General features: G+C 72.4%; 22 protein-coding genes. 18 read left to right on the top strand and 4 right to left on the bottom strand.

Annotated elements, in window-relative coordinates; translation table 11 throughout:
• The first annotated feature begins 108 nt into the window (after positions 1 to 108).
• Genes QQS16_RS07210 through QQS16_RS07190 form a run of 5 tightly spaced genes read left to right on the top strand, consistent with a single transcriptional unit; the run spans position 109 to position 4,375 of the window.
• Positions 109 to 1,110 (top strand): GDP-mannose 4,6-dehydratase, encoded by a 1,002-nt coding sequence (locus tag QQS16_RS07210; protein WP_286060779.1) that lies wholly within the window; start codon positions 109 to 111, stop codon positions 1,108 to 1,110.
• A gap of 50 nt (positions 1,111 to 1,160) precedes the next feature.
• The gene (locus tag QQS16_RS07205) at positions 1,161 to 1,874 is read left to right on the top strand and encodes a nucleotidyltransferase family protein (protein WP_286060778.1); all 714 of its coding nucleotides are present in this window, start codon (positions 1,161 to 1,163) and stop codon (positions 1,872 to 1,874) included.
• 7 nt (positions 1,875 to 1,881) lie between these two features.
• Positions 1,882 to 2,781, top strand: coding sequence for an NAD-dependent epimerase/dehydratase family protein (locus QQS16_RS07200; protein WP_286060777.1), 900 nt, complete (start codon positions 1,882 to 1,884; stop codon positions 2,779 to 2,781).
• Positions 2,778 to 3,440 (top strand): spherulation-specific family 4 protein, encoded by a 663-nt coding sequence (locus QQS16_RS07195; protein WP_286060776.1) that lies wholly within the window; start codon positions 2,778 to 2,780, stop codon positions 3,438 to 3,440. The genes QQS16_RS07200 and QQS16_RS07195 overlap by 4 nt, the downstream gene beginning before the upstream one ends.
• The gene (locus tag QQS16_RS07190; protein WP_286060775.1) at positions 3,437 to 4,375 is read left to right on the top strand and encodes an endo alpha-1,4 polygalactosaminidase; all 939 of its coding nucleotides are present in this window, start codon (positions 3,437 to 3,439) and stop codon (positions 4,373 to 4,375) included. Before QQS16_RS07195 ends, QQS16_RS07190 begins: the two co-directional genes overlap by 4 nt.
• Positions 4,376 to 4,459: 84 nt before the next feature.
• Here the strand turns inward: QQS16_RS07190 and QQS16_RS07185 are convergent, their stop codons facing one another.
• Positions 4,460 to 5,932, bottom strand: coding sequence for a glyceraldehyde-3-phosphate dehydrogenase (locus tag QQS16_RS07185; protein ID WP_286060774.1), 1,473 nt, complete (start codon positions 5,930 to 5,932; stop codon positions 4,460 to 4,462).
• A 185-nt stretch (positions 5,933 to 6,117) separates the two neighbouring features.
• Here QQS16_RS07185 and QQS16_RS07180 point away from each other — a divergent pair, with 185 nt between their 5' ends.
• From QQS16_RS07180 to QQS16_RS07170, 3 genes are all read left to right on the top strand, one after another.
• A complete protein-coding gene (locus tag QQS16_RS07180) occupies positions 6,118 to 7,686 on the top strand; it encodes a purine-cytosine permease family protein (protein ID WP_286060773.1) in 1,569 nt (522 codons plus the stop codon).
• Positions 7,683 to 8,231, top strand: a complete 549-nt coding sequence (locus QQS16_RS07175) for a cysteine hydrolase family protein (protein ID WP_286060772.1) — start codon at positions 7,683 to 7,685, stop codon at positions 8,229 to 8,231. The genes QQS16_RS07180 and QQS16_RS07175 overlap by 4 nt, the downstream gene beginning before the upstream one ends.
• A 418-nt stretch (positions 8,232 to 8,649) precedes the next feature.
• The gene (locus tag QQS16_RS07170) at positions 8,650 to 9,051 is read left to right on the top strand and encodes an SseB family protein (protein ID WP_286060771.1); all 402 of its coding nucleotides are present in this window, start codon (positions 8,650 to 8,652) and stop codon (positions 9,049 to 9,051) included.
• A gap of 73 nt (positions 9,052 to 9,124) precedes the next feature.
• Here the strand turns inward: QQS16_RS07170 and QQS16_RS07165 are convergent, their stop codons facing one another.
• Both QQS16_RS07165 and QQS16_RS07160 read right to left on the bottom strand, forming a co-directional pair.
• Positions 9,125 to 9,514, bottom strand: a complete 390-nt coding sequence (locus QQS16_RS07165; protein ID WP_286060770.1) for a MarR family winged helix-turn-helix transcriptional regulator — start codon at positions 9,512 to 9,514, stop codon at positions 9,125 to 9,127.
• A gap of 118 nt (positions 9,515 to 9,632) precedes the next feature.
• Complete coding sequence (locus tag QQS16_RS07160; protein ID WP_286060769.1) at positions 9,633 to 10,664, bottom strand: LacI family DNA-binding transcriptional regulator; 1,032 nt, start codon at positions 10,662 to 10,664, stop codon at positions 9,633 to 9,635.
• A 200-nt stretch (positions 10,665 to 10,864) separates the two neighbouring features.
• Between QQS16_RS07160 and QQS16_RS07155 the strand changes: the two genes are divergently transcribed.
• The 10 genes from QQS16_RS07155 to QQS16_RS07110 all read left to right on the top strand — a co-directional run bounded on the left by QQS16_RS07155 (position 10,865) and on the right by QQS16_RS07110 (position 22,374).
• Positions 10,865 to 12,886: a beta-galactosidase gene (locus QQS16_RS07155; RefSeq protein WP_286060768.1), complete on the top strand. Its 2,022-nt coding sequence runs from the start codon at positions 10,865 to 10,867 to the stop codon at positions 12,884 to 12,886.
• 229 nt (positions 12,887 to 13,115) lie between these two features.
• Positions 13,116 to 13,403, top strand: coding sequence for a helix-turn-helix domain-containing protein (locus tag QQS16_RS07150; protein WP_286060767.1), 288 nt, complete (start codon positions 13,116 to 13,118; stop codon positions 13,401 to 13,403).
• 97 nt (positions 13,404 to 13,500) lie between these two features.
• Positions 13,501 to 14,475 carry an SMP-30/gluconolactonase/LRE family protein gene (locus tag QQS16_RS07145; protein WP_286060766.1) on the top strand — a complete coding sequence of 325 codons (975 nt, stop codon included), beginning with the start codon at positions 13,501 to 13,503 and terminating at the stop codon, positions 14,473 to 14,475.
• A gap of 201 nt (positions 14,476 to 14,676) precedes the next feature.
• On the top strand, positions 14,677 to 15,138 hold the full coding sequence (gene crcB, locus QQS16_RS07140) for a fluoride efflux transporter CrcB (RefSeq protein WP_286060765.1): 462 nt from the start codon (positions 14,677 to 14,679) through the stop codon (positions 15,136 to 15,138).
• Positions 15,139 to 15,250: 112 nt separating this feature from the next.
• The gene (gene crcB, locus QQS16_RS07135; RefSeq protein ID WP_286060764.1) at positions 15,251 to 15,625 is read left to right on the top strand and encodes a fluoride efflux transporter CrcB; all 375 of its coding nucleotides are present in this window, start codon (positions 15,251 to 15,253) and stop codon (positions 15,623 to 15,625) included.
• A 63-nt stretch (positions 15,626 to 15,688) separates the two neighbouring features.
• A complete protein-coding gene (locus QQS16_RS07130; protein WP_286060763.1) occupies positions 15,689 to 16,525 on the top strand; it encodes an undecaprenyl-diphosphate phosphatase in 837 nt (278 codons plus the stop codon).
• A 397-nt stretch (positions 16,526 to 16,922) separates the two neighbouring features.
• Positions 16,923 to 17,951, top strand: a complete 1,029-nt coding sequence (locus tag QQS16_RS07125) for a UDP-glucuronic acid decarboxylase family protein (protein WP_286060762.1) — start codon at positions 16,923 to 16,925, stop codon at positions 17,949 to 17,951.
• Positions 17,948 to 19,819, top strand: coding sequence for a glycosyltransferase (locus tag QQS16_RS07120; protein ID WP_286060761.1), 1,872 nt, complete (start codon positions 17,948 to 17,950; stop codon positions 19,817 to 19,819). The genes QQS16_RS07125 and QQS16_RS07120 overlap by 4 nt, the downstream gene beginning before the upstream one ends.
• Before the next feature lie 66 nt (positions 19,820 to 19,885).
• Positions 19,886 to 20,908 carry a UDP-glucose 4-epimerase GalE gene (gene galE / locus QQS16_RS07115; protein ID WP_286060760.1) on the top strand — a complete coding sequence of 341 codons (1,023 nt, stop codon included), beginning with the start codon at positions 19,886 to 19,888 and terminating at the stop codon, positions 20,906 to 20,908.
• Positions 20,909 to 20,946: 38 nt separating this feature from the next.
• Positions 20,947 to 22,374 carry a UDP-glucose dehydrogenase family protein gene (locus QQS16_RS07110; protein WP_286060759.1) on the top strand — a complete coding sequence of 476 codons (1,428 nt, stop codon included), beginning with the start codon at positions 20,947 to 20,949 and terminating at the stop codon, positions 22,372 to 22,374.
• Here QQS16_RS07110 and QQS16_RS07105 read toward each other — a convergent pair.
• Positions 22,308 to 24,056: a right-handed parallel beta-helix repeat-containing protein gene (locus QQS16_RS07105; RefSeq protein WP_286060758.1), complete on the bottom strand. Its 1,749-nt coding sequence runs from the start codon at positions 24,054 to 24,056 to the stop codon at positions 22,308 to 22,310. The genes QQS16_RS07110 and QQS16_RS07105 overlap by 67 nt on opposite strands.
• Positions 24,057 to 24,141: the final 85 nt, after the last annotated feature.

Here is a 24,141-nt window from a genome sequence, read left to right as displayed (position 1 = left end):
GCCCACCGCAGAGCCCCGCCCCCGCACGAACCGTCGCCCCGCGCACGCCCGGACAGCACCCCCGCCCGAGCACCAAGCACGCCCGAACCGACCGGAAGGACACCCGAGTTGACCTCCGCACCGCTCGCCGCCGTCACCGGAGCCGAGGGTTTCATCGGCTCCCACCTCACCGAGGCGCTGGTCGCCTCGGGACACCGGGTCAGGGCCATGGCCCAGTACAACTCCTTCTCCTCCTACGGCTGGCTGGAGACCCTGCACCCGGACGTCCTCGACCAGGTGGAGATCGTCCTCGGCGACGTCCGCGACCCGGGCTCGGTCCGCGGTCTCCTCGAAGGCGCCGACACCGCCTACCACCTGGCCGCCCTGATCGCGATCCCGTACTCCTACCAGGCACCGCACAGCTACGTGGACACCAACGTCACCGGCACCCTCAACGTGCTGGAGGCGGTACGCGCCCTCGGCACGCCCCGTCTGGTGCACACCTCCACCAGTGAGACCTACGGCACCGCCAGGACCGTGCCGATCACCGAGGACCACCCCATCAACACCCAGTCGCCGTACGCCGCTTCGAAGGCGGGAGGGGACCGGCTGGCCGACAGTTACCACGCGAGCTTCGACACCCCGGTGGTGACGCTGCGGCCGTTCAACACCTTCGGACCACGCCAGTCGATGCGGGCGGTGATCCCCACCGTCATCGGCCAGGTGGCGGCGGGGGAGCGGACGATCACCCTCGGCGACCTGCGTCCCACCCGGGACTTCACCTTCGTCAAGGACACCGCGCAGGCGTTCCTCGCGGTCGGCACCGCGCCCGCCGCCCAGGTCGTGGGCCGCACCTTCAACGCCGGGACCGGCGGGGAGATCTCGGTCGGCGACCTCGTCGCGCTGATCGGCAAGGTGATGGACACGGCCCTGGACGTGCGCGAGGACACCGCCCGCATCCGGCCCGCGAACTCCGAGGTGATGCGGCTGGTCGCGGACGCGAGCCGGCTCGCCGCCGCCACCGGCTGGCAGCCCGCCCACACGCTGGAGGAGGGTCTCGCGCACACCGTGGAGTTCTTCCGCGACCCGGCCAACCTGGCTCGCTACAAGACCGGCATCTACAACATCTGATCCCCGTCCGGCACAGGTCCCCGCACGCACATCCACGAAGGAGGAGCCCCATGCACGTAGTGATCCTGGCGGGAGGCAAGGGTGTCCGGTTGCGGCCCTACACCACCGCGCTGCCCAAGCCGCTCGTCCCGATAGGCGACCAGCACGCCATCCTGGAGATCGTGCTGCGCCAGCTCGCCACGGCCGGCTTCACCAGCTGCACCATCGCCATCGGCCACCTCGGCGAGATCATCCGCGCGTACGTCGGCGACGGCTCCCAGTGGGGCATGAGCATCGACTACGCCACCGAGGAGAGCCCGCTCGGCACGATGGGCCCCCTGCTCACCCTGCGCGACCGGCTGCCCGAGACGTTCCTGGTGATGAACGGCGACGTCCTCACCGACCTGGACTACGCCGACGTCCTGCACCGGCACCGGGAGTCGGGCGGGCCGCTGACCATCGCCACGTACGCCCGCAAGGTGCACATCGACTTCGGGGTGCTGACCACCGACTCCAGCAGGGTCGTCGCGTTCACCGAGAAGCCCAGCATGGACTACCGGGTCTCCATGGGCGTCTACGGCCTGTCCCGCTCCACCCTCGACGGCTACACGCCCGGACTGCCCCTGGGCTTCGACGAGTTGGTGCTCGACCTGCTGGCCGCCCAGAATCTGCCGCACGCCTACGACTTCGACGGGTACTGGCTGGACATCGGGCGCCCGGACGACTACGACCGGGCCAACGCGGAGTTCACCAGCCGCAAGTCGCTTCTGCTCAAGGGAGCCTGAGCACCACATGCGCATTTTCGTCCTGGGGCACACCGGCTACCTGGGCCGCCATGTCGCCGAGCGGCTGCGTGCCCTGCCGGGCGCGCTGGTCCTCGGCGGCGGACGCTCGTCCGCCGAGTTCCCCGTCGACCTGGCCTCCGTCCGCCCCGAGCGGCTGGCGAAGACCCTCGCGGCGGCCACCCCCGACACCGTCATCAACTGCGCGGGCGCGACCGGCGGCGACGCCGTGACCCTCGCGGAGGTCAACGCCCGCGGGCCCGCGGTGCTGTGCGCCGCGCTGCGCGAGGCGGCGCCCGCGGCCCGCCTGGTGCACCTGGGCTCGGCCGCCGAGTACGGCCCCGGTGCCCCCGGCAGCCGGGTCACGGAGTCGGCGGCCACTCACCCGGTCGGCCCGTACGGCGCGACCAAGCTCGCGGGCACGGTCGCCGTGACCACCGCCGGCCTGGACGCGGTGGTGCTGCGGGTGGGCAACCCGGTGGGCCCCGGGGCGCCGGCCGCCGGACTGCCCGGCCGGATCGCGGGACTGCTGCGTGTGGCCGGCCCGGACCCCGAGGCGGTGCTGCGGCTCGGTGACCTGTCCGCGTACCGGGACTTCGTCGACGTCCGTGACGTGGCGCGGGCGGTGGCGTGCGCGGTCACCGCCCCGGGCCCCCTGCCGCCCGTCCTCAACATCGGCGGCGGCCGGGCCGTCCCGGTGCGCGACCTGGTGCGGGGCCTGGCCGACCGGGCGGGCTTCCGGGGAAGGATCGAGGAGAACGCCGCCGGCTCGGCCCGCTCGGCGCAGGTGTCGTGGCAGTGCTCCGACATCACCGCCGCCGACCGGGCCCTCGGCTGGCGCCCGGCCCACACCCTCGACGACGCGCTGACCGCGTTGTGGGACGGCGGGGGAGGCGACCGCACCCCATGACCCTGCTGATCCCGCTCTACGTCCACCCGGCGGAGGACCCGGGGGCCTGGCACCGGCTGATCACGGCCGCCACCCGTACCTACGGGGTCGTCCTCAACCCCGCCGACGGGCCGGGCGACGGTCCCGACCCGGCCTTCACGGCGGCGGCGGGCGCCCTGCGCGCGGCCGGGGCCCGGCTGCTCGGGTACGTCGACACCGACTACGGGGTGCGCGGGACCACCGCGATCACCGAGGACGTACGCCGGCACCAGGAGTGGTACGGCGCCGACGGCTGCTTCCTCGACCGGGTGACGGCGACACCGGACGGCCTGTCCGCCTGCCGCCGGCTGGTGCGGGCCGTCCGCCGGCTCGGTGCGGGGACGGTCGTCATCAACCCCGGCGTCCATCCGGCGCCCGGCTACGCCCGCCTCGCCGACCTGACCGTCACGTTCGAGGGTCACTGGTCGACGTACGTGTCGGCGTTCAGCAGACCGGAGTGGACCGGACGGCATCCACCGGAGCGGCTGTGCCATCTCGTCTACGGTGTGCCCGAGGCGCTCGTACCCCTCGCCGTACGCACCGCACACGAGCGGGGCGCGGCCGTCTGCGGGCCCGTGACCGGTGAACCACCCAACCCCTGGGCCGAGTTGACGCCCGCACTGACCGGGACGGAACCATGAGGAACACGGCCCTGACCGCCGTCCTGCTGGCCGCGCTGGGAGCCTCGGCGCTGACCGGCTGTTCCGGTACGTCCGGCACCCCGGGCGCGGACGCCGGGGGCGCCACCGCGGACGGCGGCCCGTCCGCCGACGCACGCGGCACGGCGTCCGGCACGCCCCGCGCCGACGGCCCCCGGGCGGCGCCGGACGCCGGCAACTCCCCACACTCGCCCGGGACTTCGACGAGCCCGGGGAAGGCGCGGTGGAAGCCGCGTCCCGGCCTGGCCTGGCAGTGGCAACTGGACGGAAGGGCCGACCCGTCGGCCGACGTGCCCGTCTACGACATCGACGGTTTCGAGAACTCCGCGGCCGACGTGGCCCGTCTGCACCGCGACGGCCGCAAGGTCATCTGTTACGTCAACGTCGGCGCCTGGGAGGACTTCCGGCCCGACAAGGACGCCTTCCCGCGCTCGGTGCTCGGAAGGCCCAACGGCTGGGCGGGCGAACGGTGGCTGGACATCCGGCAGGTCTCCGTCCTGCGGCCGATCATGGAGCGGCGCTTCGACATGTGCCGTGACAAGGGCTTCGACGCGGTGGAGCCGGACCTGGTGGAGGGCTACGGCAACGACACCGGCTTCCCGCTCACCGCACGCGACCAGCTCGCGTACAACCGCATGATCGCGGCCGTCGCCCATCAGCGCGGACTGTCGGTGGGTCTGAAGAACGACCTTCCGCAGATCCCCCAGCTCCTGGCCGACTTCGACTTCGCGGTCAACGAGGAGTGCGCGCAGTACGACGAGTGCGGGCGACTCGCTCCGTTCATCGCGGCCGGCAAGGCGGTGTTCCACGTGGAGTACACGGAACCGAGAAGCAGCTTCTGCGCCGAGTCCCGCCGCCTGAAGCTGTCCTCGATGGTGAAGGAACCGGAACTGGGGGTGTGGCGGAAGCCCTGCTGACACCGGGACCCTGCCGACACCGAGAACCGGCGCCCCGGCGCCCCGGCGCCCCGTCCGCCGGGGCGCCGGGCCGGGTGCTGGACCTCAGGCCACCGGGAGCGGGGCGGAGGCCGGGGCAGGGGCCGGGTACGTGGGGTACTCCACGCCCGAGACGTGCTGGACGACGCGGATGACCTGGCAGGAGTAGCCGAACTCGTTGTCGTACCAGAGGTAGAGGATCGCGTTGTCCCCGTCGACCTTGGTCGCTCCGGCGTCGACGATCGAGGCGTGGCGGGAGCCGATGAAGTCGCTGGAGACCGCGTCGGGGGCCGTGGTGAAGTCGATCTGGCGCTTGAGCGGAGAGGTCAGCGAGACGTCGCGCAGATGGTCGAGGACCTCCTCGCGGGTGGTCTCACGGCCCAGCCGCAGGCTGAGGATCGCGATCGAGACGTCCGGCACCGGCACCCGGATCGAACTGCCGGTGATCGGCGCCTTGAGGTCGGGCAGCGCCTTGGCGACGGCGGAGGCGGCACCCGTCTCCGTGATGACCATGTTGAGCGGCGCGGACCGGCCCCGGCGGTCGGCCTTGTGGTAATTGTCCAGCAGGTTCTGGTCGTTGGTGAACGAGTGGACGGTCTCCACGTGGCCGCGCAGGACGCCGTACTCGTCCGCCATCGCCTTCAGCGGCGGCACGATCGCGTTGGTGGTGCAGGACGCGCAGGACAGGATCCGCTCGTCCGGCTTGATCGTGTCGTGGTTCACGCCGTGCACGATGTTCGGGACGTCGCCCTTGCCCGGCGCGGTCAGGACGACCTTGTCGATGCCGGGACGCAGGTGACCGGACAGCCCCTCGCGGTCGCGCCACTTGCCGGTGTTGTCGATCAGGATGGCGTTCTTGACGCCGTACGCCGTGTAGTCGACCGATGCCGGGTCGTCGGCGTAGATCACCTTGATCTCGTTGCCGTTGGCGACGATCGTGCTGTTCGCCTCGTCGACCGTGATGGTGCCCTGGAACTGGCCGTGGATCGAGTCGCGCCGCAGCAGCGAGGCGCGCTTGACGAGATCCTCGCCGGCCCCGCCGCCGCGCACGACGATGGCGCGCAGCCGCAGGCCGTTGCCGGAGCCGGTCTTCTCGATCAGCAGGCGCGCCACGAGGCGGCCGATCCGGCCGAAGCCGTACAGGACCACGTCGCGCGGCTCACGCCGTTCGGCCCGGTTCGCGCCGGTGGCACCGGCCACCGCCTCGGCGGTGAAGTCCTCCACGGACAGGCCGCGGTCGTCGGCCCGGTACGTCGCGGCGAGCATGCCGAGGTCGATCTGGGACGGGCCGAGATCGAGGGTGGTGAGGGTGCGCAGGAACGGCAGCGTCTCGGTGACCGACAGCTCCTCACCGGCGATCTGACGGGCGAAGCGGTGGGTCTTGAGGATGCTCACCACCGACTTGTTCACCAGGGAGCGGCTGTGCAGCAGAACGGTGACGTCCCGCTCCCGATGCAGCTTCCCGATGAGGGGGATCATCGACTCCGCGATCTCCTCGCGGGTCTTCCAGTTGGTGAACGAGTCGTCCTTGACAGTCACGAGCATCTCTTTCGAGCTAGGTGGCGCTCATATGCTAAACGCACGGTCGCGGGGGTTGCGCGCCGGGTCCACCGAGGAAACGGACCGGCGGCGGTACGGCCTGATCCGCGATCCTCTCGATCTCCTTGACGCTCCCGACAGCCGTGCCTAGCCTCCACACACCCGTCCAGACAGGCAGGTCGACGATGGCAGACTTCCCGGACCGCACCGACGGAACGGCGGCGGACCTCGCGGACAGCGACGGCGGTGCGGCGGCGGACTTCCCGGGCCCCGCCCGCGGACGGTCCGCGGGCCGACAGCTCCAGGTGGAGACGCACGGCCTCGACGTGATCGGCGACACCGAACGCAAGGGCACTCCCCGCACCCTGTTCTGGCCCTGGTTCGGGGCCAACGTCTCCATCCTCGGGCTGAGTTACGGCGCCTTCGCGCTCGGCTTCGGCATCTCCTTCTGGCAGGCGCTGGCCGCCGGAGTGATCGGTATCGTCTTCTCGTTCCTGCTCTGCGGTTTCGTCGGCGTCACCGGCAAACGCGGCTCGGCGCCGACGATGGTGCTCAGCCGCGCCGCCTTCGGAGTGCGCGGCAACCGGCTGCCCTCGGTGATCTCCTGGATCCTCACCGTCGGCTGGGAGACCGTGCTGTGCTCCCTCGCCACCCTGGCCACCGCGACCGTGTTCGGCCGGCTCGGCTGGGGCGGCGGCACCGGGACCAAGGCCGTCGCCCTGGTGCTGGTCGGCGCGCTGATCGTGGTCGGCGGGGTGATGGGCTTCGACCTGATCATGCGTTTGCAGACGGTGATCACCGTGGTCACCGGCGTGCTCACCCTCGTCTACGTCGGGCTGGTCGCCGACCACATCCACTGGAGCGCCGTCAGCGCGCTCCCGGCGGGCTCCGCGCAGGAGTTCGTCGGCGCGCTGGTGTTCATGATGACCGGCTTCGGCCTCGGCTGGGTCAACGCCGCCGCCGACTACTCCCGCTATCTGCCGCGCACCTCGTCGAGCCGGGGCGTGATCGGCTGGACCACCTTCGGCGCGTCGGTGGCGCCCCTGCTCCTGCTGGTCTTCGGCCTGCTGCTGGCCGGCTCCTCCACCGGCCTCGCCGCCGCCGTCGCCGCCGACCCGATCGGCGCGCTCACCACCCTCCTGCCCACCTGGTTCCTGGTCCCCTTCGCCGTGGTCGCGGTCCTCGGCCTGGTCGGCGGCGCGGTCCTCGACATCTACTCCTCCGGCCTCGCCCTGCTCTCCGCCGGACTGCGCGTGCCCCGCTTTCTGGCCGCGCTGTTCGACGGGGTCCTGATGATCGCGGGCTCGGTCTACATCGTGTTCGTCGCCGACGACTTCCTCGGCCAGTTCATGGGCTTCCTGACCACGCTCGGCGTCCCCATCGCCGCCTGGTGCGGCATCGTCCTCGCCGACCTGGCGCTGCGCCGCCGTCCCTACGACGACGGCGACCTCTACCGTCCCCACGGCCGCTACGGCGACGTACCGCCCGTCCCGCTGCTGCTCACCCTCGCCGCCACCGCGCTCGGCTGGGGCCTGGTCACCAACTCGGCCGCGGGCTGGCTGGAATGGCAGGGCTATCTGCTCGGCCCCCTGGGCCTCGGCGGCACGTCCGGCTCCTGGGCGTACGCCAACCTGGGCGTCCTGGCCGCCCTCGCGCTGGGGTTCCTCGCCACCCTGGCCCTCGGCCGCGGGCGGGTCCGCGCGCAGGAGGCTCAGGCACCGAGCCCGACGGTGGACGAAGGCGCGCTCACGTGACCGCCGGACTGCTCGCCGTCATCGACATGCAGCGCGTCTTCGCGGAACCCGGGAGCCCGTGGGCCACCCCGCGGTTCGCCCGGGCGGCGGAAGGCGTACGACGGCTGCTGCCTGCCTACGGGGAACGCGTCACCTTCACCCGCTTCCTCGCCCCCGACCGGCCCACCGGTGCCTGGCGGGCGTACTACGAGCAGTGGCCCTTCGCCCGGCAGCCCCCGCACGCCCCGCTGTGGCAGCTCACCGACGAGTTCGCCGCCGTGGCCGCCCACACCGTGGACGCGCCCACCTTCGGCAAGTGGACCCCCGAGCTGGCCGCCCGCGTCGGTCCCGAGGGCCGGCTGGTCCTGGCCGGCGTCAGCACCGACTGCTGCGTCCTGTCCACCGCCCTCGCCGCGGCCGACGCCGGCATCGAGGTACGGGTGGCGTCCGACGCCTGTGCGGGCGCGGACGACGCCTCGCACGCCCGGGCACTGCGGGTGATGGACCTCTACCGGCCGCTGGTCCGCGTGGTCAGCGTGGCCGAGCTGCTGGGGGAGACGGGCTGAGCGGCGCCCCGCCACGGGTGCCGCAGCCGCCAGGACGCCATGGGCGTCTTCCCGTCCGCGCCCCGCCCCCATTGACCGCACCGCCGCCCCACCACACCCCCGGACCCCCACCACACCCCGGATCCCCACCACACCCCGGAATCCCCACCACACCCCGGACCCGCACCACTCCCAGGTACCCCCACCCACCCGGACCCGCATCGCCCTTCGGAGCCCTGTCCACCCCGTCCGCCCCCCGACCCACATCCGATCCCGCGCCCGGCCCCGATCCCTGACCTGCGCCGACCCCGCGCCCCGTGGTGAACTCCTGGAGCGCGCATGATTGCCCCGGCCGGGGTCGGGTACGCGAGCAGAACCGTGCCCGAGGCGATCTTGTCCCGGGCGGGGCCGTACGACCGCCGCTATCAGGGGATCAGCCATGGACACACCCGCGTACGACAACACCGCCACCCCGGCCCGGCAGGCGCTGGACGCGCTGGCCGAGAACACCGAGGACACGACGGCGCTGGACACCCTCGCGAGGAGCGAGGTGCTGGTACCCGTGCCAGACGACGCAGGCCAGGAGGAGGTCAGCGACCCCGGCACGGTGGCGCTGCCCGTCCTCGAACAGACGGACGGGGCGCCGGTGGTGCCGGTGTTCACCTCCGAGCCCGAGATGGCGGATCTGCTTCCGTACGTCTCCCGCTACCGGCTGGTCCCGCTGGGCGCGCTCGCCGCGCAGTGGCCGGCCGACGACCTGTCGCTCACCATCGACGCCAGCTCCGAGCACCCGCTGACCCTCACCTCCGAGGGTGTACGCACCCTGCTGGCCAGGCCGTAGCACTCACCGGAACGGGGCCCGGCCACCGCACGGCGGCAAGGGAACGGCCGGGCCCGGTGAGGGGGGCGGCGGTTCAGCCGTTGAGCATGCGGTTCAGGACCGCGCGCTGGAGGGGCAGCACTTCGGCGTGCAGGTCGCGGCCCTTGCGGGTCAGCGCCACCCAGACGCCCCGCCGGTCCTGCTCGCAGACCGAGCGTGCCACCAGGCCGTCCTTCTCCAGTCGGCCGATGAGCCGGGACAGCGCGCTCTGGCTGAGATGCACCCGCCCGACGAGGTTCTGCACCCGGCACTGGTCGCCCTCCCGGGGCGACTCGGTGGCCAGGATGTCGAGCACTTCGAAGTCGCTCGCGCCCAGCCCATGAGGGTGCAGCACACGATCGATCTCGCACATCGTGCGCGCGTGCACGGACAGGATGTCCCGCCACCGCTCTTCGAGGCCTGCCTCGGCCGTTTTCGCCGCCATACCTGAACGGTAGCACCGAACCGGCCACTGGTTGAGTGTGCAACTACTGCACATGCACAGAGATCCGGTTCCGCGCCCGGACGCGCACCCCTCACTCGGGCGCGTCCGCGCCGACCCGCTACGTCGACTCCCGCTTCACCAGCTCCGTCGGCAGGATCACCGCCGCCGGTTCCTCGCCCCCGATCTGCGCCAGCAGCACCCGGACCATCTCCGCGCTGATCCGGTCCCAGGGCTGGCGGATGGTGGTGAGCTGGGGGCGGGCGGAGAGCGCGGCCGGGGAGTCGTCGAAGCCGCCGACGGCCACGTCCTGCGGCACCCGGCGCCCCGCTCGCTCCAGCGCGGTCAGCACCCCCTGAGCCATCAGGTCGGAGGCGACGAACACGGCGTCCACGTCCGGGGCGCGTGCCAGCAGCAGCTCCCCGCCCGCCGCACCGCTGGCACGGCTGTAGTCACCGGAGACGATCAGCCGCTCGTCGATCTCGATGCCCGCCTCGGTGAGCACCTCCTGGTAGCCGGCCAGGCGCTCGACCCCGCCCGGGGTGTCCGGCGGGCCGGTCACCACACCGACGCGGCGGCGGCCCAGTGAGAGCAGGTGGCGGACCATGTCCCGGGCGCCGTCCCGGTCGTCCGCCGCCACGTAGCTCACCCGCGAGCCGAGCCCGATCGGCTTGCCGCACGCCACCAGCGGCACGCCCGCCTCGCGCAGTTCCTCGGCGACCGGGTTCCCGGAGTGGCTGGAGACCAGCAGCACCCCGTCGACGTGCCCGGCCGTGATGTACCGGGTGATGCGCCGCCGCTCGTCCTCGGTGCCGGCCAGCATCAGCAGCAGGGGGACGTCGTGGGCGGCCAGCGCCTGGGTGCAGCCGCGCAGCAGGACGTTGAAGTTCGGGTCCTCGAAGAAGCGCTCCTGCGGCTCGGTCAGCAGGAAGCCGATCGAGTCCGACCGGCCGGTGATCAGCGAACGGGCGTGCCGGTTGACGACGTATCCCGTCTTGCGGATGGCGGCGTTGACCGCCTCCTGTGCGGCGGGACTGACGTAGTGCCCGCCGTTGAGCACGCGTGAGACGGTGCCGCGTGAGACACCGGCCTCCCGCGCCACGTCGTGGATCGTCGGCGGTCTGCGCCGGCCCCCCGCATTGTTCATGGTCACGACTCTAAGGCCCGGGGCGGCGGGGGAGAGGTGCGCTCCCGTCGGCGGATCGCACCGGTCCCGCCCGGCGCTCTGTGATCGTGCACAGCAACGGCTGATTCCAGGCACTTGGCAAGCGTGACCTCTGTACGGTTATCTTGGGCCGGACGCTGCTGAAGCTGTGTGTGCACGTTCACACCTACTCGAATCGGGAGAGACCCATGCCGGAGACCGCCCCCAAGGGCCTCACCAGGCTCGCCTTCGGCGGGGACTACAACCCGGAGCAGTGGCCGGAGAGCGTCTGGCAGGAGGACGTCCGGCTGATGCGGGAGGCCGGCGTCACCCTGGTCAGCGTCGGGATCTTCTCCTGGGCGCTCCTGGAGCCCGAGCCCGGTGTGTACGACTTCGGCTGGCTGGACCGCCTGCTCGACCTGCTGCACGACAACGGCGTCCGCGTCGACCTCGGCACCCCCACGGTCGTACCCCCGGCCTGGTTCTACCGCGCACACCCGGACGCGCTGCCCGTGACCGCCGACGGCGTCCGGTACGCGTTCGGTTCGCGCGGCGCCATCTGCCACAGCAACGCCGACTACCGTGCCGCCGCCGCGAGGATCACCACCGAACTCGCCGAGCGCTACGCGAGCCACCCGGCCCTCGCGATGTGGCACGTGCACAACGAGTACGGCGTCCCCGTCTCGGCCTGTTACTGCGACTCCTGCGCCGCGCACTTCCGCCGCTGGCTGCGGACGACGTACGGCACGGTCGAGGCGGTCAACGAGGCCTGGGGCACCGCCTTCTGGGGCCAGCGCTACGCCGATCTGGAGCAGATCACCCCGCCACGCACCGCGCCCACGGTCGGCAATCCGGGCCAGGCGCTGGACTACAAGCGGTTCGCCGACGCCACCATGCGCGAGAACTTCGTCATGGAACGGGACATCCTGCACCGCCTCTCCCCGGGCGTCCCGGTCACCACCAACTTCATGACCGCGCTCAGCCAGTGCGACTCCGTCGACTACTGGGCCTGGGGCCGCGAGGTCGACCTGGTCACCAACGACCACTACCTGATCACCGACGGCCGCCGCACGCACGTCAACCTCGCGATGGCCGCCGACCTGACCCGCTCGGTCGCGGGCGGTGCCCCCTGGCTGCTCCTCGAACACTCCACGTCGGGCGTCAACTGGCAGCCCCGCAACCCGGCCAAGACGCCGGGGCAGATGGCCCGCAACTCCCTCGCGCACGTGGCGCGCGGCTCCGAGGGCGCCCTGTTCTTCCAGTGGCGCCAGTCACGGCGCGGCGCCGAGAAGTTCCACTCGGCGATGGTCCCGCACGGCGGCACGGACACCCGCGTGTGGCGCGAGGTGGTCGAACTCGGGGCGTCCCTGGACGCGTTGAGCGAGATCCGCGGCACCCGCACCCGGGCCGACGTGGCCGTCCTGTGGGACTGGCACTCCTGGTGGGCGCAGAACCTCCAGTGGCGTCCCAGCGAGGACCACGACGCGCGCGAACGCGCCGACGCCTTCTACGCGGCCCTCTACGACCACCACCTCACCGTCGACTTCGCCCACCCGGAAGCCGACCTGTCGGCTTATCCCCTTGTCGTCGTCCCCGCGCTCTACCTGATGACCGAGGCCGCCGGGCGCAACGTCGAGCGGTACGTCGAGAACGGCGGCACCCTCGTCGTCTCGTACTTCTCCGGCATCGTCGACGAGCACGACGCCGTGCACGAGGGCGCCCACCCCGGCGCGCTGCGGAACGTGCTCGGCCTGACCGTCGAGGAGTTCTCGCCGCTGCTCCAGGGGCAGTCGGTGCGCATCACCGGCCCCGACGGCTCGGCACTCACCGGGGACGTGTGGACCGAGTTCGTGGTGCCGCGCGACGCCGAGCCCGTGTGGACCTATGCCGACGGTCCGACCGCCGGCCGGCCCGCCGTCACCCGGCACCGCCTCGGCGAGGGCACCGCCTGGTACGTCTCGACCCGCCTCGACGCCCAGGGCCTGGACGTGCTGCTGGGCTGTGCCGTCGAGGACGCGGGCATCGCCGGCCGTGCCGACCTGCCCCGGGACGTCGAAGTGGTGCGCCGCACCGGCGAGTCGGGCACCTACCTGTTCGCGATCAACCACACCGCGTCCGACGTCAAGGTGGCGCTGGAAGCGGACGGTACCGAACTGCTCACCGGTGAGCGGGCGGCGGGCCGCCTGGCCCTGCCGGCGGGTGCCGTGCGGGTGGTCCGGCTCCACGGCTGAACGACTCCCCTCCGCCCGTGCGAGCGGCCGAGCCGCGGGCGGAGGGGACCCTTCTTTCCGCCGTCTGACCCGCGAGTACCGGACCCGTCCGGCCCGACCGCACCGAACAGGCCTGTACGGCAAGGGAGTTCGGTACCGGACAAGGTTGCCCGGCCGGCGGACAGGGCGGCTTCGACTGCGGGACAGTGGGAAGACGCGGTACGAGGAGGCTCGGACGGAGGGGACGACGATGCTGAGGACTCCGACCGGCGAGAGGCGCCTGGACATCCTCGAATGGCTGAAGGACCCGGCCGTTCACTTCCCGCCGCAGCGGTACGGCGACCCCGTCACGGACGGTGTCACCGCACACGCCGTGGCCCACAAGCTCGGCGTGCGCCGCGCGGTCGCCGAGACCCACCTCGGCATCCTCGCGGACATGGGCCTGCTGCGCACCAGGCGGATCCGGCGGCGCGTCCACTACCGGCGCGACGACATGCGGATCGCCGAGGTGGCGCGCATGTTCGAGAAGGGCTGGTAGACAGGGCGGACTCCCGTGCGCACGGCCCGGAGCCGCCGGCACCGGACCGCGGACCGCGCCCGCCCCGCCGGCCGTCCTCGACAGCAAGGGAAGCGCAATGGACCGTTCCGCAGCTCTCGTACCCCGCCGTTATGTCGCGATCGGCGGCCGCGGCCCCGAGGACGTGGTGGCCGACGCCCGCGGACGCGTCCTGACCGGGCTGGCCGACGGCCGCATCCTGCGCCTGCACGGACTGACGGACGCCGCCGCGCCCCGCGTCGAGGTACTCGCCAGGACCGGCGGCAGGCCGCTCGGTCTCGAACTCCACCCGGACGGCACCCTGCTGGTGTGCGACGCCGAACGCGGACTGCTGCGCGTCGACCTCGACGACGGCACCGTACGCGTGCTCGCCGACTCGGTGGCGGGGGAGCGGCTTCGGTTCTGCAGCAATGTCGTCGCCCTGGCCGACGGCAGCGTGTACGTCACCGTCTCCAGCCGCCGCTACCCCCTGGACCAGTGGATCGGCGACCTGGTCGAGCACACCGGAACCGGCCGGCTCCTGCGTCTGTCCCCCGGCAGCGACACGCCCGAAGTCCTCCTGGAGGGGCTCCAGTTCGCCAACGGGCTGGCCCCGAGCGGCGACGAGTCCTTCCTGGTCGTCGCCGAGACGGGCGCGTACCGGCTGACCCGCTACTGGCTGACCGGGCCGCGGGCGGGACACAGCGAGCCCTTCGTCGCGGACCTCCCGGGGATGCCCGACAACATCTGGCGCGCCGGACCCGAGGGCCCGGTGTGGGTGTCGCTCGCCGGACCCCGCGTCCCCCCGCTGGACCTCCTGCACCGCGGCACCCCGTCCGCCCGCCGGGCCGCCGCCCGCCTCGCCGTGCGCGCCCCCTTCCGCCCCACGGGCACGATCGGTGTCCTCGCCGTCGACGACGACGCCCGGGTGCTCCACCACCTCACCCGGCGCCGCTCCGGCTTCCGCATGGTCACCAGCGTCTGCGAGACCGCCGGCCACCTGATCCTCGGCAGCCTGTGGGAGAGCGGCGTCGCGGTGTGCGAGGCACCCGCCGTGAAGCACCCCGTGACGTGACCCGGGCAGCTCCCCGGAGGTACCCTTCTGACCGGCCGCGACCATCCTCGCGGCGCCGCGGCGGGGCCCGCCGCACCCGCACCGCGGCTGGTGCCGCCGACGGTTTCTGCTCGCGACGGCAGCGGACGCGAAGACCCGTCCGGCCGGCATTCTGGCGCCCGCCTGTCCGACCGGGCCCCGGCGAGTAGGAGACGTACCGCCATGACAGCCCCGGACGCCGAGAGCCTCCCCGTCCCCGCGCGGACCCGGCGGCGGCCCGACCGGCGCGGCCAGGCCCCCGTCGTCGCGGCGGTCGCGCTCGGCGGTGCCCTCGGTGCCGCCGCCCGCTACGCGCTCGCCCTGGGGTGGCCCGCACGGGCCGGCGACTTTCCCTGGGCGACCTTCTGGACCAACGTCCTCGGCTGTGCCGTGATCGGCGTGTTCATGGTGGTCGTCACCGAGGTGTGGGCCGCCCACCGCCTGGTCCGGCCGTTCGTCGGCACCGGTGTCCTCGGCGGCTTCACCACCTTCTCCACCTACGCCGTCGACATCCAGAGGCTGGTCGACTCCGGCCACCCGGGCACGGGGCTGGCCTACCTCGCCGCCACCCTGCTCGCCGCGCTCTGCGCGGTGTGGCTGGCGGCCGGGGCCACCCGGCGGGTCCTGCGAGGGAGGCGGCCATGACCGGGCTGACCGCCCGCACCGGCCGTGCGCCGCGGGTGACCGTGCTCGCCGGTGAGCACGACACCCGGCGTCACCATCGCGACAATCCGGGCATGAAGGGTAAGAGTCCGTCGTGAACTGGCTGCTCGTCGTCGTGGGCGCCATGGTCGGCGCCCCGCTCCGCCACCTGACCGACCGCGCGGTGCGGTCCCGGTACGACTCGCTCTTCCCCTGGGGCACCTTCGCGGTCAACGTCACCGGCTGTCTGGTCCTCGGCCTGCTGACCGGCGCGGCGGCCGCCGGAGCCGCCGACTCCCAGCTCCAGCTGCTCCTGGGCACCGGTCTGTGCGGGGCGCTGACGACCTACTCGACCTTCTCGTACGAGACCCTCCGGCTGACCGAGACGGGTGCCGGGCGCTACGCCGCCGCCAACGTGATCGCGAGCGTGGCGGCCGGTCTGGGCGCGGTTTTCGCCGGGGTGGGCCTGGCGCGGGCCGTGTGGGGGTAAGTCCGCCTCTCGTCGGCATGCGGTAGGACTGGCCCGCCGCCTCCCCGAGAAGAACTGGATCCCATGAGCGTCATCAGCGTCGGTCAGGCCGTCGTCCTCGGAGCCGTCGAAGGGGTGACCGAGTTCCTGCCGGTGTCCTCCACCGGCCATCTGAAGATCGTCGAGGGCCTCATGGGGATCCCCGTCGACGACGACGCCGTCGTCGGCTTCTCGGCCGTCATCCAGGTCGGCGCGATCGCCGCGGTCCTCGTGTACTTCTTCCAGGACATCGTCCGGATCGTCTCCGCGTGGGGCCGGGGGCTCGCCCACCGCGAGGAGCGTCACCACCGCGACTACAGGTTCGCCTGGTGGGTGATCTGCGCGACGGTCCCGATCGTCGTCGTGGGCCTGGCCGCCGAGCCGCTCGTCCAAGGACCGCTCGCCTCGCTGTGGGTGGTCGCCGCCTCGCTGATCGCCGGCAGCGGTGTCATGTGGGCGGCGGACCGGACGGGTCGGCACCAGCGCGGGGAGGACGACACCTCCTTCAAGGACACGATGCTGGTCGGCGGCTCCCAGATCCTGGCTCTGCTCTTCCCCGGTTTCTCCCGCTCCGGCGCCACCATGTCCACGGCGCTCCTTCTCGACCTGGACCGGGTGGCCGCCACCCGGCTCTCCTTCTTCCTCGGCATCCCCGCCCTGACCGGCGCCGGCCTGTACGAGCTGAAGGACGCGCTGGGCGCGGGGGTGGGCATGGCGCCGCTCGCCGTCGGGACCGCCGTCTCCTTCGCCGTCGCCTACGCCTCCGTCGCCTGGCTGCTGAGGTTCGTCGCGAAGCACTCCTTCAACGCGTTCGTGATCTACCGGATCGCCGTGGGCGTGCTGCTGTTCGGGCTGCTGGCCACCGGTGCGCTGAGCGGCTGACGGCTCGCCGCGCGGCGGGGTGTGCGGGCGCTTCCGGGCCTCGCCCCGAGGCACTCGCCGGCAGCGGCACGACGCGGGCCGTCCGGCGAACGGCATCCGGGCGCGGGACGACGGCGGCCGGGCCGACACGCGGTGTCGTCACGCCAAGGGATGAACCGTGGCGGGGTGGCGCCCCCTTCAGATCCGGGCGGTGCCGGGACGGGAGGAGACGGCTCCCCTCATGCGCTACCGGCTGATCGGCGCAGCCCGTGCTGTCGGACTCCGAAAAGTCCTATTTACGCTCATATGCTGAATCGTGCGGCCTCCGAGAAGGCCGTCTCCTGACCCGGTGACCGATTCCCGTACACCTTGAGCCGGGCGGAGCGATGAGATCCCTTCGGCGAGTCCAGGAGAATCCATGCGTGTGGCCGTGACAGGTGGCGGCGGTTTTCTCGGTTCGCATCTTTGCGAAACGCTCCTTCGGCGCGGTGACGAGGTCGTGTGCTTCGACGACTTCTCGACCGGTGATCCCGCGAACATCGCACCCTTTCTCGCAGACCCGGCGTTCGCCCTCGTCCGCGGTGACGTCAGCCGGTCGGTCGAGGTGTCGGGCGCGATCGACGCGGTCGCCCATCTGGCCAGTCCCGCCTCGCCTCCCGACTACCTCGCCCGTCCGCTGGAAACGCTCGCTGTCGGCAGCCGCGGCACGGAGAACGCGCTGCGCCTGGCGGCACGCCACGACGCCCGCTTCGTCCTGGCCTCCACGAGTGAGGTCTACGGAGACCCCGACGTGCATCCTCAGGACGAGACGTACTGGGGGCATGTGAACCCGATCGGCCCGCGCAGCGTCTACGACGAGGCGAAAAGGTTCTCCGAGGCGCTGACCCAGGCCTACCGGACGCACCGGGGAACGAACACGGGAATCGTGCGGATCTTCAACACCTATGGTCCGCGCATGCGCCCGCACGACGGCCGGGTCGTCTCCAGCTTCATCGTCCAGGCATTGGCGCAGGAGCCGTTGACCGTCTACGGCGACGGAAAGCAGACCCGCAGCTTCTGTTACGTCGACGACCTGGTGCGCGGAATCGTCGCCATGCTCGACCACGACGAACCCGGACCGGTCAATCTCGGGAATCCCGTCGAACTGACGGTCCTGCAACTCGCCGAACGGGTCCTGGACCTGACGGGGTCCCAGGCCGACATCCAGTTCCACCCGCTGCCGGTCGACGACCCCGCCCGCCGTCGGCCGGTGATCGCCCGAGCGGCGCGGCGCCTGGGCTGGAGCCCCGAGGTGGACATCGAGGACGGTCTGCGGCGCACGGTGGAGTGGTTCGCCGCCCGACCGGACGACATCGCCGCAGCGCTCTGCGCCATCCGGGGCGGGCAGCAGGACGGCGTCGCCACCGCGGCGCCCCGCCTGGTCGGCGCGACCACCGCCGCGTCGTGACCCAGACGGACCCCGGCCGCGCGCGCGGCACCGCCCTGGACCGCGGTCCGGGTCTGCCGGACGCCGACGCCGCCATGCTGAGGACCCACCTGTGGGTCCTCTCGTCGGGCAACGTCGTCGACCTGGCGGCCGACGGACCGGTCTTCGGCAAGCCGCGCAGACCGGTCACACCCGGGCCCACGTCCTGGGTCCCCCGGCTGGGACGCCTGGACCGGATGAAGGTGTCCCTGCTCGCGGTGTGCTGGTGGACCGCCCTCGTCTGCTTCTGGGAGTGGTGGCTGCGCCCGGAACACCGCGTCGGCTGGGCGGGCTTCGTGGTCAACAGCGCCCTTCTGCTGTACCTGTCCGTGCTGCCGCTGTACTTCGTCGTCGTGATGGTGCGGCTGCGCACCTTCGACCCGGCCGTCGAGGTGCCCCGGCTGCGGACCGCGTTCGTGGTGACCCGGGCACCGTCGGAGCCGTGGCCGGTCGCCCGCACCACCCTGAGCGCGATGCTGCGTCAGGACTTCCCGCATCCCTACGACGTATGGCTGTGCGACGAGGACCCGGACCGGGAGATCCTGGCCTGGTGCGAGGCCAACGCCGTGCGGGTGTCCTGCCGGCGCGGTGTCGCGTCCTACCACCGGGACTCCTGGCCCCGCCGCACCCGGTGCAAGGAGGGCAACCTCGCGCACTTCTACGACCACTGGGGCTACGGCGACTACGACGTGGTCGCCCAGCTCGACGTCGACCACGTGCCCCACCCCCGCTACCTGGCGGAAGTGGTCCGGCCGTTCGCCGACCCGGCCGTCGGCTACGTCGCCGCCCCCAGCGTGTGCGACGCCAACGCCGGCACCTCGTGGTCGGCACGCGGACGACTGCACCGCGAGGCCACCTTCCACGGACCCATGCAACTGGGCCACTCCGACGGCCTGGCCCCGCTGTGCATCGGCTCCCACTACGCCGTACGGACCCGCGCCCTCCAGGACATCGGCGGGCTCGGCCCCGAGCTGGCCGAGGACTTCTCGACGACGTTCCTGCTGAACTCGGCCGGCTGGCACGGTGCGTTCGCCATCGACGCGGAGGCGCACGGCGACGGCCCCCTCACCTTCGCCGCCATGGTGACGCAGGAGTTCCAGTGGTCGCGGAGCCTGGTGTTCATGCTGCTGGGAATGCTCCCGAAGCATCTGCGGCGCATGCCCGCACGGCTGAGGATCCGGTTCGCGTTCGCCCTCTCCTACTATCCGCTGCTCGCGCTGACCACCACCGCCGGCCTGCTGCTGCCGCCGATCGCCGCGGTCACGGGCCACCCGTGGATCGACATCAACTACGTCGCCTTCCTCCTGCACTTCTGGGCCATGTCGTTCTTCCTGATCCTGCTCACCGTGCTGCTGCGCAGGCGGGGGCTGCTGCGGCCCGTCGACGCGCCGCTGCTGAGCTGGGAGAGCTGGCTGTTCGGGCTGACCCGCTGGCCGTACGTGGCCTGGGGAGCCGCGGCCGCGCTCGCGCAGCGCCTGCGGCCGAGGAAGGTCGTCTTCAAGGTGACGCCCAAGGTCCGTGACGGCATGGAGCCGTTGCCGCTGCGCCTGATGCTCCCCTATCTCCTGCTCACCGCCGTCCTGTCCGGCGCGGCCGTGGTCGGACAGCTGACCGGCCCCGCGATCGGCTACGTGTTCCTGTGTCTGCTCGGTTCCCTCGCCTACGCGCTGGTGACCCTCGCCGTCAGCGTGCTGCACATCCGTGAGACCGCGAGGTGTGCGGGGGTGGGCGTGCCCCGGGCACTGCGGACGGCGATCGTGCCGCTGACCGCGGGTCTCGTCGCGCTCGCACCGCTGGCCTTCGCGCTGCTGCTGTTCCCCACCTACGTGCGGGGCTTCCTCCCGGGCTGACGCCCCAGGCCGCCCGTCACCCCGCCCGCAACGTCCCACCCCTCCCTGACGAGAACGAGGTGCCCGATGCCCGAAACGGTCCTGGTGACCGGTGGCGCAGGCTTCATCGGCAGCCACACCTGCGTCGAACTGCTCGCCCACGGCTACGAGGTCGTCGTCGTCGACAACCACGCCAACAGCTCCCCGCACGCCCTGGACCGCATCACCAAGACCGCGGGGCGGCCGCTCGCCGCCGCCTACCGGGTCGACGTGCGCGACCGGCAGGCCCTGGCGCGCGTGTTCGCAGCCCATCAGGTGGACGCGGTCATCCATTTCGCGGCCCACAAGGCGGTCGGGCAGTCGGTGGCACTGCCGGTCGAGTACTACGACACGAACGTGGGCGGCACCTGCGCACTGCTGTCGGTCATGCACGAGCACGCCGTCCGCCGGCTGGTCTTCTCCTCGTCGTGCTCCGTCTACGGCGACGCGCGGACGATGCCCCTGACCGAGCGGAGCCCCGTGGCCCCCACCAACCCCTACGCCCGCACCAAGCTGATGTGCGAGCGGATCCTGGAGGACGTCTGCGCCCACCTGACGGACCTGAAGGTGCTCGCCCTGCGCTACTTCAACCCGGTCGGAGCCCACCCCGGCGGCCTGCTCGGCGAGGACCCGCGGGGCGTCCCCGACAACGTCATGCCCTACGTCGCCCAGGTCGCCGTGGGCCGACGGGAGAAGCTGAGCGTCTTCGGGGACGACTACCCCACGCCGGACGGCACCGGAGTGCGGGACTACATCCACGTCATGGACGTCGCCGAGGGACACCGGGTGGCCGTCGAGCACCTGGACGGCCACACCGGCATGCGCGTGTTCAACCTGGGCACCGGCACCGGCACCTCCGTGCTCCAACTGGTCGCCGCCTTCGGCGAGGCGAGCGGCCGCCCCCTTCCCTACCAGGTCGTCGGCCGCAGACCCGGCGACGTCGCCGAACTCGTCGCCGACGCGAGCGCGGTGGCCGAGGCCTGGGGCTGGACCACCACACGTGACCTGGCCGCCATGTGCCGTGACGCCTGGCGGTTCCAGGAACTCAACCCTCACGGCTACGCCCGCTGACCCGTCGGCGTCGGCGGCCCCACGACAGGAGAACCCCCATGCGGTTGACCGTCATCGGTACGGGCTACCTCGGAGCCGTGCACGCCGCGTGCATGGCGGACATCGGACACGACGTCCTCGGTGTCGACACCGACAGCGGGAAGGTCGCGGCGCTCGCGGCAGGCCGGGCGCCCTTCTTCGAACCCGGCCTCCCGGAGATCCTCGTCAGGAACACGCAGGCCGGGCGGCTGCGCTTCACCACCTCCCTGGAGGCGGCGGCAGCCTTCGCCGACGTGCACTTCGTGTGTGTCGGCACACCGCAACGCGCCGGCTCCCTCGCCGCCGACCTGAGCCATGTCGAGGCGGTCGTCGACGGCCTGGCGCCGCTGCTCACCCGTGACAGCCTGATCGTCGGCAAGTCGACCGTGCCGGTGGGCACCACCCGGACACTCGGCCGCAGGGTCACCGCCCAGATCCGCCCCGGTGTGGAGGCCGAGGTCGCCTGGAACCCGGAGTTCCTGCGTGAGGGATTCGCCGTCCAGGACACGCTGTGCCCCGACCGGCTGGTCGTGGGGGTCACCTCGCCCCACGCCGACCGGACGCTGCGCGAGGTCTACGCGCCGATGCTGCGGGCCGGTGTCGCCTACGTCAGCACCGATCCGGCCACCGCGGAACTGGTGAAGGTCGCCGCCAACTCCTTCCTGGCGACGAAGATCTCGTTCATCAACGCGATGGCGGAGGTGTGCGACGCCTCGGGGGCCGACGTGGTGACCCTGGCCGACGCCCTCGGTCATGACCAGCGCATCGGGCGGGCGTTCCTGTCCGCGGGCCTCGGGTTCGGCGGCGGCTGTCTGCCCAAGGACATCCGCGCGTTCCTCGCCCGGGCCGAGGAGCTCCAGGTGGGGGAGGCGGTGTCCTTCCTGCACCAGATCGACCGGATCAACCACCGGCAGCGTCGGCGGACGGTCGACCTGGCCCGTCATCTGCTGGGCGGCGGGTTCACCGGACGGCGGGTCGCGGTGCTGGGCGCCACCTTCAAGCCCGACAGCGACGACGTGCGGGACTCACCGGCACTGGCCGTCACCGCCGAGATCGTCGCCCAGGGCGCCGACGTGCGCGTGCACGATCCGGCGGGCATCGACAACGCGCGCGCGGCGCTGCCCGGACCGGCCTACTGCGCGGACGTCATGGAGACGTGCCACGACGCGGATGTGGTGCTGCACCTGACCGAGTGGCGCCAGTACCGCGCGCTCGACCCGGTCCGGCTCTCCGAGGTGGTCCGGGCACCGCGGCTGGTCGACGCGCGCAACGCCCTGGACCCGGTGGCGTGGCGGGCGGCCGGCTGGCACGTCCGCGCCCTGGGACGCCCGGTCCACGTCCCGCCGCCGGGCCCGGGCGAGCTCCTGCGGGTGACGATCCCTCAGGCGGCCGGACCGACCTGCACGGCGCCCACACCGGGCGATCCGTTGAGCGGCGCTCCGAAGTAGTCCACCGGCCCGGGATCGATGCCCATGGCCCGCAGGTCCACGGCGGCATCGGCCAGCGCGTGGGCGCACTGTGCCGCGAGTGCGCCGCGCGTCGGTCCGCTGCCGCGCAGGTCCGGGCCGGCCGCGGCGACCGGGACCGGGACGAGGCAGGGGTCGCGGTCGGTGCCGGTGACCCGCACCCCGAGCAGCTCCTGACGCGTCTCCTGGCGCCAGACGGCCATGTCGTCGTACGCGCGCCCGCCCCACAGCAGGCCCCACTCTCCGGAGCTGTGGTAGTCGTTGCCCTGCATCAGGACGGCCGAGGCGGCCAGGACCCTCGGCGCCGCGACGACGGGCGAACCGTCCGTGACGAACAGGTTGTTGCGCACGGTGATGCCCCGCAGGCCGGGCTCGAGCCGGAGCGCCGGCGCGCGGACGGGGCCGTTCGCCGTGGTCAGCACCGTGTTGTGGTAGACCGCGAGGTCGCTGACCCGTGTTCCGAGCGCGACGATGCCGCCGTACTGCGGGAGCTTCCGACTGTCGTCGTGGCTGATGTTGTACCGGATCGTGTTGCCCGTGTGCGCCGCGTTGGGGGCGGCGGAGTACGCCAGGAAACCCGCGCCGTCGTTCCCGTGGGCCAGGTTGTACTGCATCACCGAGTGGGACACGTTGTTGTCGAGGCCGAACCCGCCGCCGTCCACCGTGGAGCCGGTGTGGTTGCTGTAGGAGACGTTTCGCTGGAGCGTCATCCGCGTCGAGTCGTACGTCCAGATGCCTTCGGGGCCCTCGACGGCGTCCGGCGAGGACGAACGTCCGTTGTCGTGGCTGACGGACCGCTCCACCGTGCCCCGGTGGACACTGCCGAGGACGATGCCGCTGCCGGTGTTGCGGCCGGACGCCCGGGGGTCCCCGACATTCCGGTACGCCGCCACCCCCGACACCGTCACCTCGTCGTGCGCGTAGGCGGGCGCGGCCGCGGAGAAGGGCGGGCCGTCCGCCACGAGACCGGCGTCCTGGTTGTCGTGCAGCGCGCAGTCCCTGATCACCACATCGCGGAAGCCCGACGCCTCGATGCCGCCGTGCAGCCGGATGCCGTTGCGGAAGCCCGACACCTCGACCCCCGCGACCCGGACGTACGGCAGCTTCCGGTCGCCGGGCAGATCGCTGACGAAGGCGAGGCCGTCCTGCGTCCGGTAGGACGCGGCGTCGCCGACGAGGCGCAGGTCGCGCACCACGACCCCGCTCGTGTTGTGCACCTCGATGGCGCGGGTGCCACGGGCCACGATCGTCGCACGGCCCGCTCCGTAGGATTCGATCACGACCGGCCTGCGGGTGTTCCCGGCGTCCCCCTGGCCGATGCTCAGGCGGCCCGGGAAACGTGCGTCCGCCTTCAGCCGCAGCCGGTCGCCCGGCTTGAACCGCAGGGCGTCGGCGCGACCGAGCGTGCGCCAGGCGGTCTCCGGCGTCCGGCCGTCCTCGCTGTCGTCCCCTCCGGGACTGAGATAGAACGTCCGTCCGTCCTTCGGGTTCTCCAGCAGGGGCACGTACGGGGTGGGCATGGCGCACCCGGCCATCAGCACCGCCGTCGCGCACAGGCCGGCCGCGGCACTTCGCCGCAGCGGTCCGACCGCCCCGGTGCTTCTCCTGCCGGCCGGCCGCTGCCGGCCGGTGGCTCCGTCGCCTTCGTCGCGGTGACGCAACATCGCTCCTGTCTGCTCGATGGCCGAGCGGACCCCGGTTCGTCGGGTCCGCAGACGTTCACCCTGACGTGCGCGCCCGCTGTCGGCG

It is taken from the genome of Streptomyces sp. ALI-76-A (assembly GCF_030287445.1).
GTDB lineage: Bacteria > Actinomycetota > Actinomycetes > Streptomycetales > Streptomycetaceae > Streptomyces.
This window is presented reverse-complemented; position numbering and strand designations above follow the sequence as displayed.